This is a genomic window from Hymenobacter aerilatus (assembly GCF_022921095.1).
GTDB classification, from domain to species: domain Bacteria; phylum Bacteroidota; class Bacteroidia; order Cytophagales; family Hymenobacteraceae; genus Hymenobacter; species Hymenobacter aerilatus.
In genome coordinates, this window is sequence record NZ_CP095053.1 from 2913647 (window position 1) to 2930327 (window position 16681).

8 protein-coding genes are annotated in these 16681 nt (G+C 58.0%); all 8 read right to left on the bottom strand.

Going from position 1 to position 16681, the window contains the following annotated elements; genetic code table 11:
• Nucleotides 1–6: 6 nt before the first annotated feature.
• The 8 genes from MUN82_RS12190 to MUN82_RS12225 all read right to left on the bottom strand — a co-directional run bounded on the left by MUN82_RS12190 (nucleotide 7) and on the right by MUN82_RS12225 (nucleotide 16607).
• Nucleotides 7–3171, bottom strand: coding sequence for a SusC/RagA family TonB-linked outer membrane protein (locus MUN82_RS12190; RefSeq protein WP_245090713.1), 3165 nt, complete (start codon nucleotides 3169–3171; stop codon nucleotides 7–9).
• A 327-nt stretch (nucleotides 3172–3498) separates the two neighbouring features.
• The gene (locus MUN82_RS12195; RefSeq protein WP_245090715.1) at nucleotides 3499–6273 is read right to left on the bottom strand and encodes a hybrid sensor histidine kinase/response regulator transcription factor; all 2775 of its coding nucleotides are present in this window, start codon (nucleotides 6271–6273) and stop codon (nucleotides 3499–3501) included.
• Nucleotides 6274–6571: 298 nt separating this feature from the next.
• Nucleotides 6572–8401: a beta-L-arabinopyranosidase gene (locus MUN82_RS12200; RefSeq protein ID WP_245090717.1), complete on the bottom strand. Its 1830-nt coding sequence runs from the start codon at nucleotides 8399–8401 to the stop codon at nucleotides 6572–6574.
• A gap of 124 nt (nucleotides 8402–8525) precedes the next feature.
• Nucleotides 8526–10607 (bottom strand): alpha-L-arabinofuranosidase family protein, encoded by a 2082-nt coding sequence (locus MUN82_RS12205; protein ID WP_245090719.1) that lies wholly within the window; start codon nucleotides 10605–10607, stop codon nucleotides 8526–8528.
• Nucleotides 10608–10721: 114 nt separating this feature from the next.
• Entirely contained in the window at nucleotides 10722–12425 is a 1704-nt protein-coding gene (locus MUN82_RS12210) for a sodium:solute symporter family transporter (RefSeq protein WP_245090721.1), read from the bottom strand.
• A 45-nt stretch (nucleotides 12426–12470) separates the two neighbouring features.
• Complete coding sequence (araA, locus tag MUN82_RS12215; protein WP_245090723.1) at nucleotides 12471–13961, bottom strand: L-arabinose isomerase; 1491 nt, start codon at nucleotides 13959–13961, stop codon at nucleotides 12471–12473.
• Nucleotides 13962–14202: 241 nt separating this feature from the next.
• Nucleotides 14203–14904, bottom strand: coding sequence for an L-ribulose-5-phosphate 4-epimerase (locus tag MUN82_RS12220; RefSeq protein WP_245090727.1), 702 nt, complete (start codon nucleotides 14902–14904; stop codon nucleotides 14203–14205).
• Nucleotides 14901–16607 carry a ribulokinase gene (locus MUN82_RS12225; protein ID WP_245097564.1) on the bottom strand — a complete coding sequence of 569 codons (1707 nt, stop codon included), beginning with the start codon at nucleotides 16605–16607 and terminating at the stop codon, nucleotides 14901–14903. Before MUN82_RS12225 ends, MUN82_RS12220 begins: the two co-directional genes overlap by 4 nt.
• Nucleotides 16608–16681 lie beyond the last annotated feature (74 nt).

Consider the following 16681-nt stretch of genomic DNA (forward strand, 5'->3'; position numbering starts at 1 on the left):
TAGCGGTTAGAAGGAAACGTTGAGGCCCGTGGTGAACACCCGCGGAATTGGGTACTGGTAGTTGGTCACTTCGGGGTCGGGCCCAGTGAATTGCTTGCTCTTGGCAATCAGGAAGTTTTGCCCCTGCACGTAGATGCGCACGTTCTGGAGGCGGAGCTTGCTAACCAGCTCCGTAGGCAAATTGTACCCTACCTGCACGTTGCGCAGCTTCAGGTAAGAGGCGTTTTCGACGAAGTAAGTGGAAGCCCGGCCCTCGTTGTTGGAGTTTACCAGGGTAGGTGCCGGGATAGAAGAGCCGGTATTGGTAGGCGACCACGCATCGAGCAGGCGTTGTCCCCAGTTTTCGCCGGACGCCAGCGACGAGAAATCGGTGCGGAACTTGGAGTTGTTGTAGGCATATAATCCTTGCACGCCCTGCAAGAACACTTGCACATCGAAGCCTTTCCAGGCAGCCCCCAGGTTCAGACCGTACGCAAAGTCCGGAATGGCCTCTGTAATCCAGGTCTGGTCGAAGTTGTCCACCTTGCCGTCCCCATTCAGGTCGCGGTAGCGGATACGGCCGGGCGCGGCCCCTACCTGGGTAGGGCCTTCGCCTACCTCTGCGGTATTTTGGTACAACCCATCGGCCACGTAGCCATACACCGCGTTGATAGAATGGCCCAAGCGCGTTACGTCCTGCCCGTTGCCGCCGTAGGCATTAATCACCTCGTCGGGGAGGTAGGTGAGCCGGTTGCGGTACGTCGACAGATTACCCGATATATTGAATGTCAACCCGTTGCTCAGTGCATTTTGGTAGGCCAGCAGAAACTCCCAGCCCGAGTTTTTAATAGATGCACCGTTCACGAACTTGTCGCCCCCCTCGCCTACTACCCCTAGGTAGGGCAAGTTCACCAGAATATCGGTGCTGTTCTTCACGAAGTAATCGGCAGAGCCTGTGAGCCTGTTTTGGAAGAAGCCCACGTCCAGCCCCACGTTGGTCTGCGTGGTGGTTTCCCATTTCAGGTTGGGGTTGGCCTGCTGCACGCGCCGGTAGCCCGAGGGCAGGTTGGTGTCGTTGCCGTAGATGTCGTAGGCCGTGCCAATATCATAGGCAAAGTTGGGGTCCAGCGTGCCCAGGCTCGACTGATAAACAGCGCGCGAAGCGAAGTTGGCAATTTCCTGATTGCCAGTCTGCCCCCAGCCGGCGCGCAGCTTCAGGTCCGACAGTACGTTCACGTTGTTTTTCACGAAGTTCTCCTCGCTCAGGCGCCACCCGCCCGATACGGCCGGAAACACCCCAAACTGGTTGTCGGCCCCGAAGCGGGAAGAACCGTCGCGGCGGATGGTACCCGAGAGCAGGTACCGGTCCATGAAGGAATAGTTGATTTTGGCAAAATACGAGGCCAGGCGATAGGCCGTAGCTGAGCCGCCGTTGTCCTTGTTGGCCGAGCCCGCGTCGAGCACAATGTAGTTGGGGTCTTCGCTGGCGAAGTTGGTGCGCGAGGCGTAAAAGCTCTCGTTGGTGTAGCTGATACGCTCGTTGCCTAGCAAGAAGCTTAGCGCATGCTTGTCGCCACCCAGTGCCAAGTCGTAGTTCAACGTGTTCTGCCACACCCAGTTACCATACGTACTTTCGTTGTTGGTTACGCGGTTGTTTTCGTTGGATAGGTAGCCGGCCCGGAAAGTTTTGTACAGCTCCTTGTACTTATACAGTGAGTAATCGATGCCGAAGCTGGTGCGCAGATGTAAGCCTTTGATGATTTCGGCATCGGCGAAGGCGTTGCCAAAAACGCGGTAGATGTTGGAGCGGTTCTGCCGGTTGTCGGTCAGCAGGCGCACGGGGTTGTCCCGGTCGCCGATGCCGTTGACGGGGCCGCCCCACCCTACCCCATCCACGGTGCGCACGGGCACTATGTTGAGTAGCTGGCTGCTCCGGTCACGCACCAGATTCAGATCAAATTGGGTTTCTTCCAACTTGCTCACAGTCAGATTTTCCCCGATTTTCAGGTGATTCCCCAGCAATGAATAGTCGGAGTTGAGGCGGGTGGTCCACCGGTCGGCGCCGGTGTATTTCAGCGTACCCGAGTTCTTGTAGTAGTTCAGCGACAACAGCATGCCGCCATGCTCGCCCCCATTGCTCACATTCACGTTGTACTGCTGCACCAGGGCCGTTTGCTGGGTTTCCTTGAACCAGTCGGTATCGGCGGTGCGCTGAGTGCGGTCGGCGTCCAGAAACTCCGGCACCGTTACATTGTCGAGCACCGGCCGGCCATCGGGCCCCAGGCGCGACTGGAAGCTGTAGAATGGAATGTTGGGTGTAGTGCCATCGTTGATGGCCGCTTGCCAGTAGATGCGACCGTAGTCTCGGGTATTCAGCATCTGAATGTGCGGCCCCGGCCGCTGCGCCGAAAAGAACGTGGAGAAATCTACCCGCGTAACGCCCTTTTTTGCCTTCTTGGTAGTGATGATAATCACCCCGTTGCCGGCGCGCGAGCCGTAGATACTGGCCGCCGACGCATCTTTCAGCACCTGAATCGACTCAATATCGTTTTGGTTAAGCTGGTTGATACCCTCCTTGGTTGGGATGCCGTCAATCACGTAGAGTGGGTCGTTGTTGCCCAGCGTGCCAAAGCCCCGGATGCGCACAGCCGTCCGGTTGCCGCTCGGCGAGCCATCGGCGGTGATTTGCACGCCCGGCACCCTACCCTGCAGGTTATTGACCACGTTGTTGGAGGTCATTTCCTTGATTTCCTCGGGCTTCACCACCGCCACGGCGCCCGTCAGGTCGGCCCGTTTTTGGGTTTGGTAGCCCGTCACCACCACCTCAGACAGGTTCTGGGTAGCTGGCACCAGCTGAATGGTGAGGCTGGTTTTGCCGGCCACTGCTACCTCCTGCGGCACATACCCCAGCGACGAAATCACGAGCGTGGCAGATGCAGGTACGGTTAGCGTAAAGCGGCCTTCACTGTCGGTGGAGGCGCCATTGGTGGTGCCCTTCACTACCACCGTCACGCCGGGTAGGCCCTCGCCCTTTTCGTCGTTTACCTGGCCTGTAATTTGAATGTCGGCCCGCACGCTGGCGGGGGCGGTAGGCAGGGCTGCTGCCGTCCTGCCCGGCACTGCCAAGAGAGGCGCTGCAGCCAGCAGCGTAAGCAGGCTCAGCCGCCGCGTTAGGAGTACGCTTTTGTACATAGTTACGAAAAGAAAGAGGTGAGAAAGCTGTGTACTGGAAGCTGCTACCTGTTTCCTGTCGTCTGGCTGACTTGCCAAGCTACCCCACGTGCAAACGTTTCAGTAGGCAGAGCGGTGCGCAAACAGATCCAACGGCTATAGCGGCTTCACGACCCAAAATTCCCGTATCCTCCCCTCGTCGTCTTACACGATTGATTCAAAAACATTCAAATCTGAATCAATCGTGTTTCAAAAATTACATTCCTATCTATCAGTACTTTACATTTAGAAATCGTTTGCAACACCAAGTACGACTTTCAATTTTTAGACCTGTCTTTCGTTTTTAGATCAGGTGCTGGGCGTGCTGTGCAAGGCCCGAAACTCGGAGGGCGACATTTGGTAGCGGCCCTTGAAGCTGGTAGAGAAATAGGCCGGCGAAGAAAAGCCGAGTTGATAGGCTACTTCCGCAATAGTGAGCCCTTCTTCTAGCAGCAGTTGCCGGCTTTTCGTCAGGCGCAGACTTTGGATAAAATCACTTACTCCCGTACCCAGTACAGCCTTCACTTTGCGGTAGAGCTGCACCCGCGAAAGCCCCAGACTCTGGGCCACATCGTCTACGCTCAACTCAGGGCGAGCCAGGTTGGCTTCCACAATGGCGGTGAGGTCGGCCAGGAACTTTTGGTCTACCCGCTGCTGAGGCGCTACGGTGGCCGTATTGGTGCTTAGCTCCCGTCGGAAATGCTCGCGCTGGCGCTGGCGGTTGGTGAGCAATGTGCGCAAGCTTTCCAGCAAGAAAGTAGGGTGAAAGGGCTTGGTCAGGTAGAGGTCGGCGCCGGCTTGCACCCCTTCCACCTGTTGCTCGGGCGCCGAGCGGGCTGTGAGCAGCACCACCGGAATGTGGGACGTGCGCCAGTCGCTTTTCAACTGCTGTACCACCTCCAGGCCACTCTGGTCGGGTAGCATCACGTCGCATACCACCACATCGGGAATGGTATCGGCCGCGATGCGCAGACCGCCAACGCCATCCAGCGCCGTTTGCACCTGAAAATGTGGCCGCAGCTTGCGAGCCAGAAACGCATTCACGTCGGGGTTGTCTTCTATCACCAGCACCAGCGCCGCACTGTTGTCGCCGGTGGCAAAGGCGGCATCCGGTAGTGTATCGGCCAGCTCCTCATCCAGCGTGAACGAAGCGGCCACGGGCATCGACACAGGTACCGCCGCACGCAGGCCCTCGGGTAGCGCAAGGGGTAGGGTGACAACGAACGTACTACCCTGCCCCGGCTGACTCCGAAACGTAAGCTCGCCTTGGTGCAGTCGCGTGAGGCCCAACGCCAGCGCCAACCCCATGCCCGAGCCTTTGCTGCCGGGCGCCTGCCCTTGGTAAAACCACTCAAAAATATGCGCCTGATCCTGTGCGCTAATGCCAGGCCCTGTGTCTTCTACGCTCACGCGCACCTGCCCGGTGGCCGGCACGGGTTCTATGCTCACCGTGACTTGCCCTTTCTCGGGGGTGAATTTCAGGGCGTTGGCCAGCAAATTGAAGAACACTTTGTCTAAAATATTCACGTCGAACCACAACCACACAGCGGGCTCGGCGGGCAAAAAGCGCAGGCTAATACCTCGCTGCCGGGCCGTTTTCTCAAACATATCCATGATTTCGCGCACAAACGCGACGAGGTTGCCCTCGGTGGCGCGCACGGGCATTTTGCCCACGTCAATCTTGCGGAAATCCATGAGCTGGTTCACCAATTGAAGCAACCGTTGGGCGTTGCGGCGCACCAGGCTCAATTCGTGCCGCTGCGTAGGAGCCAGAGGCGGCCCGTCCGTTAGTACCTCCTCCAGCGGACCCAACATCAGCGTGAGGGGTGTGCGCAGCTCGTGCGAGAAATTGGTGAAGAAGCGCAGTTTGGCTTCCGTTTCCACCCGCGCCTGTTCGGCCAGCTCTTGAATGCGGTTGCGCTGCGAGCGGATTTCCTCATTTTGCTGGGCCAGCACCCGCGTAATGCGCCGGTTGGCCCGCAGTGCGCGCCATACTAGTAGCCCCAACCCAGCTGCCCCCAACAAAGCCGCGCCCAGAATGTATAACCCGCGTTGCTGGGTGGTGTAAATGTGGCGCTGAGTTTCCAGCAACTCCTGCTGCCGCTGAATATCCCGCTGCTGACTGGCCAGCTTCTCCGTCTGCATCTTCATTGTGAGCACGTTGGTCGAGTCGATGACCATGGTGCTGAGCATGTTTTCTTTGTCGTACGGCTCGTTGCGCAGGATTTTCATCGCCGTCCGAATAGCTTCTTCGCCGCCCGGCGAATACAGGAGCGTAGCCGTTAGAATGCTGTCCTGCACCAGCTGCAGGCCACCCTGCGGGCCGCTCAGGCCATCTACGCCTATCACGTGCACTTTCTTGTCTATTCCGAGCTGCTTGCACACCTGGTACGCGCCGAGTGCCATGCGGTCGTTGTGGGCAAAGATGAGCTGCACCTCAGGATGCGCGCGTAGCGCAGCCGGCAGTGCCCGTAGTACCGATGGCCGCTTCCAGTCGCCTTGCACCTGCCCTACCACCCGCACTCCCGGGAAAGCAGTTAGGCCCTGTAGCAGCCCCTGGTGCCGGTCGTGGGCCGGCGAAGAGCCCTCTGCGCCTAGCACTTCCAGTACGCTACCCCGCCCGCGTAGTAGGCTGCCAATGTAGCGCCCGGCCGTTTGGCCTACCTCGTGGTTGTTGCCCCCCACATAGGCGGTATACAGCCGGGATGTGGTGCGCCGGTCCAGAATCACTACGGGTATACCGCGGTTGAATGCTTCTTCTACCAGCGGCGTAATGGGCTCCGCTTCGTTGGCCGATACAATCAGTAGATCTACCTTTTCTCGCAGAAAAGCCCGCAGCTGACGCTGTTGCAGCGCACTATTATCGTGGGCATCCTTAAGACGAAACTCCACATTGGGGTAGAACGCTAGTTCTTTGTACATGCCCGCCAGCATGGCCTGCCGCCACGCATCGTTCATGGTGCACTGGGAGAAACCGATGACGTAGTGCGGCGTCGGTGCGGCGTTGGTTATGGTCGCAAACAGGCAACTCAACCCAACTACGATGCAGTGCCACCATCTTCTCCTCAAGACCATTCGTTTCATGCCCTAAAATAGCAACCTTCCATCGATTCTACCGCGCATGGGTGTTCGGAGCCTAACCACTGACCAGTTTCCTCGCTGCCTTCAACTACAACATCTAACTCATTGCATATCTATAAGATATGCTTACCTAACTGCAAATAAAAACGCCTAGCCAACGTGGCCAGGCGTTTCTGTTTAGTGGCGTTCTTGTCTTTAGCCAGCAGTTGAAAGAACCAGGTTAGTGTAGTAATTTCTCAAGCAATCAGATGGTCCTTTTTCCTGGCCGCAGTTAGGGTAGACATAGTGCAGAATGCGTTGGTTACTTCTTTGCAATTCGATACAGCTTGGCGCCATGCCGCCGCACGTACGGCGCAAACTCGCCCGTCACCGGTGCCAGTTCCTGCCCCGACCACAAGTCACGCACGGTGCAAGTGCCCGTGAGGCCCAACTCGCGCAGCGACACCCGCACCTGCGCCGAGTCGGCGGGGGCGGGCTGGTAGGGACTTTGGGTAAACACCAGAAACTGCATGGTACCGCCCGTGTTCTGCACAGCGCCAGCTTGGTCGAGCCCCACGCTGCCCGTCAGGCGCGTCATGCCGGCCGGTACTTCGTATTCAATGATGGAATTAGCGTGCGTTCCGATGCCGTGCGCGTAGGTCTTGCCCCCTACCTTCAATTCCCCACCCGATACGCTCTTCCCAACGGTGGTTTTGCCCCACCCCGCCGAAGCTGCCTTCCACGGCACAGTAGTTAGGTCCACCGATTTGCCGTTGCCGGTAAGGATAGGCGCCAGCCAATTAGCGTGGTCCCAGGCGCTACCATCACCCCCATCGCGCACATTAAGGTAGAGGGTGCGGGCGCCTTTCAGATCTACGTCCAGCGCCTTGCTCTGGCCGGGCGTTTGGCGACTGATAGTCCCACTATTCCACGCGGCGGCGCTGGGCGGCAGTAGTTCCTGGTCCTGGGCGTTGAACACAGCCAAGTACTTCGCACCGGTTTTGGGGTCGTCGGCAGTCCAGGCTACCAGGTCGTTGCGACGGAACAGCTGACGGTTGTTGGTACTGGTGTTCAGCACGTTCAGCACTGCTTTGTTGGTCAGCAGCGACAGCGTGAAGGGGTCGTTGCTGGGCAGGTCGCCGCCAAACATCAGCGGGGAGCGGAAGATGCTCCACAGCGTCATCAGCGTGTACTGTTCGTCGCGGGTGAAACGCGTCATGCGGTCGTCGCCGCGCTCGGCCCGAATGCCCAGGCGGCCCATCGGTAGCATGTCAGCATCGGGCCAGGCGCCGGGCTGGCGGTAGGGATTCCAGCGGTTGCACACCTCAAAGTGCTCCTTCAGCTGCTCCCAGCTGTCCCAGAAGTCGCCCACGGTGCGCCACATGTTGGCGTGCTGCTGGGCGTGCTTGGCGTTGGCAAGGGGCGTTTCGCCCGGCGACATGCTCAGCACAATCTTCCTACCCGACTTGTCAATAGCCCGCCGAATCATCTCGATTTCCGGCGCGTGGTAGGGCTCCGACAGGTCATCTATCTTCACAAAATCCAGCCCCCAGCTAGCGTAGAGCTTAAACAGCGAGTCGTAGTACTCCTGCGCACCGGGCCGGCCGGCTACCACCGTGTACATATCATGCAACCACGCGGCTTGGCCCTCCTTGGAGTAGATGTCGGCAGCCGTAGCCTTACTACCCAGGATGGCGAGCTTACGTTGCACGGCCACCACCGGCACGCCCCGCATGATGTGAATTCCAAATTTCAGCCCCTTGGCATGCAGATAGTCGCCCAGCGGCTTGAAGCCCTTGCCACCCGCCGCCGACGGAAACCGGTTCACGGCCGGCACAAACCGCCCGTATTGGTCGATGTTGAAATCGGGGTCTTTCTCGTTATAGCCGTGCGCTTTATCGTTGCTCACATACCAGCGTATGTCTACCACCACGTACTCCCAGCCACTGCTTTTGAGGTGCTGGGCCATGTAATCGGCGTTGGCCTTCACCTCGGTTTCCGTCACGGTAGGGCCGTAACAGTCCCAGCTATTCCAGCCCATGGGCGGGGTAGGCGCCCACGCGTGAAAATCGGCAACAGGCGCTTTCTGGGCGAAAGCGGCGCTGCTGGTGAGCAGCAAAGCAGTTAGTAGTCGTTTGGTGGAATGTAGCATCAAGACGGGTACGGAGTAGAAAACAAAATCGGTAATGTAGCAGCAATAGGCAGAGCAAGCCAATAGGCGCGCGCCCTGCGCCTAAAAACAAAGAGGGCCAGTGCGTTACACTGGCCCTACCCTACTATTTTTTACCAGGAATGCGCAACACCGTGAAGGAATTGGGCGCCAGTGTGTAGCTCACTGCGCTACCCGATTTCACTTGGAAGGTCTCTTCCTTGGGTGCCAGCTTCGTGGGCTCATTCAGGCTATTTTGCGTTTGCAAATCGTTGGTGGCCATCACCATAGCCTTTCCCGTTTTGCCTACCTTCTTGGCACCGGCCAGGTTTAGGGTCACGGGGCGGGCCGAGGTGGAGTAGTTGATGAGCTTCACCACTACGTCGCCGGCGGGGTCGTCGGCTACGGCACTCACAAACAGATTGTTGGCGCCGTTCTTGGCGTTTCCGGGTAGCTGCACAGGCAGGATAGTTGTGCCTTTGTTGAGGCTAAACAGCTTTTGCACGTAGTAGCTAGGCGAGCCGTAGGCGTTCAGATTATCAAACCAAATCAGGTCGGGGCCCCACTGCCAGGCGTCTACGTTGGCGAATAGAGGTGCGTAAGAAGCCATTTTCACTACGTCGCCATTGCGCTCCAGCCCCGTCATAAAGGCCGCTTCCGAAATGGCTGCTTCCCAAGTGTTTTTGTCGCGCGGGCTAACCGGGGTGGCAGGATGCGCGGCATACTCGCCAGCAAAAATCTTGGGGCCGTTGCGGGGGTAGTCGTCGTAGCGGCCCACGTTTTCCCGGAACCACTCCGGCTTGGAGTAGTAGTGCTCGTCGATGAAATCGGCTTTCAGCTCCCGGAACTGTTCCGTGGCGTATTTAAACCGCTCATCCCCCGGATCGGGGCCAGAGCTGGCTATCAGCTCAATGTTGGGGTACTTTGCTTTCAGCGCCTTCGCAAAGGGCTTGTACCGCTCTATGTACTGGGGTCCCCATTGCTCGTTGCCGGCCCCAATCATCTTAAGATTGAAGGGCGCCGGGTGGCCCATCGCGGCGCGCTTGGCGCCCCAAGGGCTGGTTACGGGGCCATTGGCAAACTCCACCAGGTCCAGCGCGTCCTGGATAAACGTCTCCAGGCTGATGTCGTCGGCGTGGTTGTGGGCTTCGGCGCCAGTAGCCACGGCGCTGGGGCCGCCGGGGGTGGTAGCGCTTAGGGGCGCTTGCTCGGCCGAGTTGAACTGGCAGGCCATGCCAATGTTGAGGATGGGTAAGGGCTCGGCGCCCAGGTCTTCGGCCAGTTGGAAATACTCAAAGAAGCCCAGCCCAAACGACTGGTAATAGTCGGGCGTGTAGCGGTGGGCAAACTCGGTGTTCCAGCGGTTGATCAGCGAGGCGCGGGAGTTCAGGTCGCCAATGGTTTCCTTCCACTGGTAGCGCTGAGCCAGCGTACGGCCCTCCACAATGCAACCGCCGGGGAAGCGCAGGAAGCCAGGTTTCATGTCCTTCAGCAGCTGCACCAGATCGGTGCGCAGGCCGTTGGGGCGCTTCATCCAGGTGTCCTGCGGAAACAGCGACATCACGTCCAGGTCAACCGTGCCGGTGCCCTCTACCGTCATTTTCAGGTGTGCTTTGCCGCTGGTAGCGCTGGAACGCAGCACAGCGGTGTACTGCTTCCATTCGTTGGTGAGGCCGCCTACCTTGGTTTGGGCCAAGGTATTGCCCTTCTCGTCTTCCAGCGTCACGGTCAGGCCGCTGATGCTGCCGGGGCCGCGCCGGGCGTAGATCGAAAAGTTATAGTTTTCGCCCTGCTTCACCCCCATTCCCCGGAAGCCTTCGTTGGTCAGGCCAGCGTCGGGGCTGTTGGTGCGGGACGTCAGGCGCAGGTAGTGCGTGTTGGATTTGCTGATGGGCTGCTCGGAGAGTACAATGTATTCCGTGAGGGCCGAGCCGCCCTTGATGGCTCGCCAGCCAATCAGCCGGTCGTCCGTTTCAAAGGATTTATTTTTCACCAATTCCGGGTACAAACCGCCATCGGCCGCGAAGTTGATGTCTTCAAAAAACAGCCCGAACATATTCTTCGGGACTGGTGCAACAGATTTGTTTACCTGCACCGTAATTGCAGCCGGTGCTTGCGCAATCGATTGTGTGGTACTGGCTAAAAAAAGGCTGCCGAGGAGTGCAGCCCGCGTGAGCCGGGCAAGAGGGTAAGTGGGAATAGTTGTCATACGAACGAAAGGGTAAAATCAGAAACTTCGACTTCCTGCGGAGTAAGATAAGTAAAATTGTTCGTGGTCAGCCGGAGTTACTACCACTGGCTGACCACGAACGGTTTCTACTACTTACCAGAACTTGACGTATAGGGCTGTAATCATCAACAGGGTGATGACAATCAGTGTCATGATGCTGGGGCTAACCCGGAACAGGCTCCGGTCCAGGTGCAGGGCTTTGGGGTTGATGGCCGGTCCGAGCAGGCTCATACCAATCATCAGGGCAGCCGTGAAGGCGAAGGAAAGTCCCATGCAAATCAGGAAGGGAATCTCGTAGGCGCCTTGCCCGTTGGGGAAAGCAGAGTACAGAATGGTTTCGGGCCCAAATACGCTTACGGCGTAGTTGTTGAAGAATACCGAAAGAATGAAACCCGACAACATCCCGGCAATAGCAGCCTGGGCGGTAGTACGCTTCCAGAACATACCCAGCACAAACACCGCCACAATACCGGGCGAGATAAAGCCAGTATACTTCTGGATGTAGGTGAAGCCACCCTCACCGCCAATGCCCAGCAAGTCTTTCCAAGTGAGGGCAATGGCTAAAGCGGTAGCTGCCATCACCGTCAAACGGCCAATCCATACCAGTTGCTTTTCGTCGGCTTCGGGCTTGAGGTAGCGCTTGTAGATGTCGAGCGTAAAGATGGTGGAGATGGAGTTGGCCTTACCAGCCAGCGAGGCCACGATGGCTGCCGTCAGGGCGGCTAGCGACAGCCCTTTCAGGCCGTTGGGTAGGAAGGTGAGAATGGCTGAGTAGGCGTTGTCGGCGTTGAAGTTGCCACCGGGGGCCATTTCACCTTGTAGGCCACCATTTTTGTGCAGCACATAGGCGGCAATACCAGGCAGCATCACAATCACAGGCATCAGGAGCTTCAGCATACCGGCAAACAGGATACCGGTACGAGCCGTTTTTAGGTCGGCGCCTAGGGCGCGCTGGGTGATGTACTGGTTGCAACCCCAGTAGTTGAGGTTTACAATCCACTGGCCAGCCGCATACATGGCAATGCCCGGCAGCATCAGGTACTTGTTGATTTCCACCTGCGGCGTATCGGCCGTGGGCTTATCAAACATCATGTGGAAGTGGTCACCAGCATCGTTCATCATGGCGTTGAAACCGGCAATGGCGCTGCTGCCCAGACCAAACCGCTCGCTTACCAGCGTGAGAGCCAGGTACGTAGTAGCCAGACCACCGATGATGAGCACCCCTACCTGAATTACATCGGTGTAGCCTACCACCTTCATACCGCCCAGCGTGATGATTACCGCAAACACGGCCAGCGCTACCATAATCAGGTGGAAGCTTTCGCCACCGCCTACCAAGTTGCTGATGGCCAGCGCCCCGAGGTAGAGGATGGACGTGAGGTTCACCAGCACGTACAGAAACAGCCAGAAGATACTCATAATCAGACTCAGGGTAGCGTTGTAGCGCTGCTCCAGAAACTGCGGCATGGTATAAATCTTCTGCTTGAGGTAAATCGGCATGAAGAACACGGCCACGATAATCAGCGTAATGGCCGCCAACCATTCGTAGGCTGCCACGGCTACCCCTACCTGAAACCCGTTGCCCGACATGCCGATGAACTGCTCGGCCGAGATGTTGGAAGCAATCATGGACGCGCCAATAGCCCACCACGTGAGCGAACCTTCCGCCAGGAAGTAGTCCTGGGTGGTCATCTGGGCCTTCTGCTTGCTCTTGTAGACGTAGAAGCCGTAGGCCCCAATGCCCACGATGTAGAGCAGAAAGATGGATAAATCTAACGTGTTAAAGCTGTTCTGCATGCGGATGAAAAAACGGGGAGGAAACTAAAATGAAAGCCGGGGGGCCTAACGCCCCCCGAAAGCTACTTCATTATAGCGTAATTCATTCTTGAAATTGCGCAATTTTGTATCGGCATCGATTACGAGGAACTCGATACCGGCCATTTCGGCAAAGTCTTCTAGGTATTCCACCGTCAGGTTCTGGCTGAAACCGGTGTGGTGGGCGCCGCCGGCCAGAATCCAGGCAGCTACGCCAGTAGCCATATCGGGCTTCACTTTCCAGAGCACGCGGGCTACAGGCAGCTTAGGCAGCTCCTGCTCGGGCGCCACAGCTTCTACTTCGTTCACAATCATGCGGAAGCGGTTGCCCATGTCCACAATAGTCGCGTTCAGACCTTCGCCGGCGGGGCAGTTGAACACCAGGCGCACGGGGTCGGCTTTGCCGCCAATACCCAGCGGGTGAATCTCGGCGCGCACCTTGCCTTCGGCAATAGATGGGCAGATTTCGAGCATGTGCGAGCCCAGCACCTGGTTGTTGCCGGGCGCGAAGTGGTAGGTGTAATCCTCCATAAAGGAGTTACCACCGGGTAGGCCAGCGCCCATCACTTTCATGGCGCGCACCAGAGCCGAGGTCTTCCAGTCGCCCTCGCCGCCGAAGCCGTAGCCCTCGGCCATCAGGCGCTGGGTAGCAATGCCGGGCAGTTGAGCCATGCCGTGCAAATCCTCGAAAGTATCGGTGAAGCCTTTCGCCTTTTTGTCCTGTAAAAACTGGCGCATACCAGCCTCAATCTTGGCCGCTTCGCGCAGGCTCTCGCGCTGGCTGCCGCCTTCTTTCAGCGTATCAGCCAGCTCGTATTCGCGCTCATAGGTAGTCAGCAGCTCGTCAATTTGCGCGTCGGTTACGGCGTTTACCACCGCTACCAGGTCGCCGATGCCGTAGGTATTCACGGAATAGCCAAACTTGATTTCGGCCTCTACCTTGTCGCCTTCCGTCACGGCTACGTAGCGCATGTTGTCGCCGAAGCGCACGAAAGCAGCGCCCTGCCAGTCGGCCCAGGCACAGGCTACGCGGCTCCACACGCTCAGCTGGCGCTGCGTTTCCTCGGCTTCCCAGTGGCCCACAACTACTTTGCGCTTCACGCCCATGCGCGCCGTGATGAACCCAAACTCCCGGTCGCCGTGCGCCGACTGGTTGGTGTTCATAAAGTCCATGTCAATCTCACCCCATGGAATATCGCGGTTGAACTGCGTGTGCAGGTGGGCCAGCGGCTTTTTCAGAATTTTCAGGCCGTTGATCCACATTTTGGCCGGCGAGAACGTATGCATCCAGGCAATCAGGCCCACGCAGTTTTCGGCTACATTAGCCTCCTGCACCAACTGATAAATCTCCTCGGTAGACTTCAGGATGGGTTTGAAGACGATTTTGATGGGCAGCTTGGTATTCAGCTCGGCAGCAATCTGCTGCGAGTGGGCGGCTACTTCTTCCAGGGTTTCGGGACCGTAGAGGTGTTGCGTGCCCGTGATAAACCAGGCTTCGTACTGTTTGAGGTCAAGCATTGTAGTTAGCTGTTGGCTATCAGCGGTTAGCTGATAGCTTTTAAAGGTTGAAATCTGAAATTAGAGCTAGAGACTAGTCTAACTCCCCTTCTTTTTTAAGGAGGGGTGACCGAAGGCCGGGGTGGTAAAGTCGTTGAACGATGCTAGAGCTAGTTTTTAGTTTTTAGCTCCGTTCTAACAGTTTTACCCTCCCCTACCCCTTCTTAAAAAAGGAGGGGAGCTAGACTTAGCTTCTGATTTATTAGCTCTGGCCGTAGTAGGAATTTGCACCGTGCTTGCGCTCGTAGTGCTTCTTAATCAAGGAGTCTTTCAGGCGGGGTACGTCGGGGCGAAGGGTGCTGCTGAGGTAGGCCATGCGGGCCACCTCTTCCAGCACAGCGCTGTTGTACACAGCTTTTTCCACGGTTTTGCCCCACGTGAAGGGCGCGTGGTTGCTGAGCAGTACCATCTCTACCTCCGTGGGCGTGAGGCCGCGCCGCTGAAACTCATTGATGATCTGCCAGCCCGTCTGGTGCTCGTAGTCACCGGCAATCATGGTGTCGTCCATGGGCGGAGCGCAGGGCACGTCGGCAGTGAGGTGGTCGGCATGGGTGGTACCCAGCACCGGGATGTCCAGCTGCGCCTGCGCCCAGGCCGTGGCGTAGGTGGAGTGCGTGTGCACAATGCCGCCAATCTGCTCCCAGTGGCTATAGAGCACGGCGTGGGTTTTGGTGTCCGACGACGGCCGCTTCTCCCCTTCCACAATCTTGTTGGCGAAGTCGACAATCACAATATCCTCGGGCCGGAGCGTGTCGTAGGGTACACCGCTGGGCTTAATGGCAAACACCCGGTTTTCGCGGTCCACCACGCTGGCGTTGCCAAAGGTAAAGAGCACCAACCCCAGCTTTGGGAGCTGCATGTTGGCGTCGTAGCAGGTTTGCTTCAGGTCTTGGTACTGACTCATGCGGTAGCAACGGCCACTTCCGCAGCCTGTTTATCGCCCAGGGTAGCCGTTTCCACGAACTTTCCGAAGGCTTGGTATTTTTTGTAACGGGCAGCGTAATCGGCCACGCGGTCGGGCTGGGGCGTGTAGGTTTCGGCAAAGCCGCTACCCATAGCGCGCTGGGCCGTGAGTACATCGGAGTGAATACCGGCGGCTACGGCTGCGTACATGGCCGCACCCAAGGCCGGCGCCTGCTCAGAGGTAGCAATCTTGATGGGACGGTCGAGCACGTCAGCCAGCGTCTGCATGGCAAAGCGCGATTTTTTGGCTACGCCACCAATACCGATAACTTGCTTGATGGCAATGCCTTCGCTCTCGAAACGTTCCACAATCTGCTTGGAGCCATAGCAAATGGCTTCTACCAGTGCCCGGAATACCTGCGGTGCCCCCGAGCCCATGGTCAGGCCCATAATGGCACCTTTCAGGGCCTGGTTGGCGTCGGGCGTGCGGCGGCCGTTCACCCAGTCCAGCGCCAATACAGCCGACTCCTCGGGGTCGATTTTCTCGGCGGCGGCGGTCAACTCCACAATCAGGTTGCCGCGCAGCTCCTCGCGCAACGCCTGTAGCTGCTCCGGCGAAATCACCGTGGACTTGGGCAGCATAGTGCGTAGGGGCCAGTCGATAATCTGCGTGAACCACGCCAGCAGGTCACCAAACGCCGATTGGCCGGCTTCCAGACCCAGCATGCCGGGGATTACGGAACCATCTACCTGGCCACAAATGCCTTGTACTAGTTTGTCGCCTACCTCGGCAATGGGCGCCACCACTATATCGCAGGTGCTGGTGCCCATTACCTTCACCATAGAGTAGGCTTCAATCTCGCCGGCCACGGCGCCTGCGTGGGCATCGAACGAGCCCACGGCTACTACCGTGTCGGTGGTGAGGCCCAAACGCTCGGCCCACTCGGCGGAGAGCGTGCCGGCTACCTGATCGGCGGTGTAGGTTTCCTCAAACAATCGGTTGCGCAAACCAGCCAACTTAGGCTCCAGCAGTGTCAGAAACTCCTCGGAGGGTAGGCCGCCCCAGCTCTCGTGCCACATGGCCTTATGGCCGGCGGCGCAACGGCTGCGCTTGAACGTGGCCAGGTCTTGCCCAGTGAGCAGCAGCGTCATCCAGTCGCAATGCTCCATCCAGGAGTAAGCGGCCTGGGCCACGGCTTCGTCTTCGCGCACCACGTGGGCAATCTTGGCCCAAAACCACTCCGAGGAGTAGATGCCGCCTTCAAACTGCGTGTAGTCGGGGCCACCCCAGGTGCGGGCTTTGTCGTTGACTTCCGCGGCTTCGGCCAGCGCTGTGTGGTCTTTCCACAACACAAACATGGCATTGGGATTCTCCTCGAAGCCGGGTGTGAGGGCCAGGGCTACCCCCTGCTCATTCACGGCGCCGGGAGTAGAGCCGGTGGTATCAATGGCAATGCCCTTGATCTGCGCAGCCGGCACCTGCTGCGCCACTTGGCGCACGGTAGCCTCCAGCCCTTCGATATAATCGAGCGGGTGCTGACGAAACTGGTTTTTCTGGAGGTTGCAGTAGGCTCCCTGCTTCCAGCGAGGGTAGTAGTGCACGGCTTGGGCTACCTCGTCGCCGGTGTGGGCATTCACGAGGAGGGCGCGGACCGAGTCGGTGCCATAGTCAAGACCGATAACGTAGGCGTGATGGTCAGTCATATTGTTGATGAGTTGATATGCTGATGGGTTGATGGGCTGGTCGGCTAATGTGCTGATGTTTTGATTATTACTTG

Excerpts from the sequence above, each read along its gene's own strand:
- MUN82_RS12200 (WP_245090717.1), bottom strand. The coding sequence starts at position 8,401 with ATGCTACATTCCACCAAACGACTACTAACTGCTTTGCTGCTCACCAGC.
- MUN82_RS12225 (WP_245097564.1), bottom strand. The coding sequence starts at position 16,607 with ATGACTGACCATCACGCCTACGTTATCGGTCTTGACTATGGCACCGAC.
- MUN82_RS12195 (WP_245090715.1), bottom strand. The coding sequence starts at position 6,273 with ATGAAACGAATGGTCTTGAGGAGAAGATGGTGGCACTGCATCGTAGTT.
- MUN82_RS12210 (WP_245090721.1), bottom strand. The coding sequence starts at position 12,425 with ATGCAGAACAGCTTTAACACGTTAGATTTATCCATCTTTCTGCTCTAC.
- MUN82_RS12220 (WP_245090727.1), bottom strand. The coding sequence starts at position 14,904 with ATGAGTCAGTACCAAGACCTGAAGCAAACCTGCTACGACGCCAACATG.
- araA (WP_245090723.1), bottom strand. The coding sequence starts at position 13,961 with ATGCTTGACCTCAAACAGTACGAAGCCTGGTTTATCACGGGCACGCAA.
- MUN82_RS12190 (WP_245090713.1), bottom strand. The coding sequence starts at position 3,171 with ATGTACAAAAGCGTACTCCTAACGCGGCGGCTGAGCCTGCTTACGCTG.
- MUN82_RS12205 (WP_245090719.1), bottom strand. The coding sequence starts at position 10,607 with ATGACAACTATTCCCACTTACCCTCTTGCCCGGCTCACGCGGGCTGCA.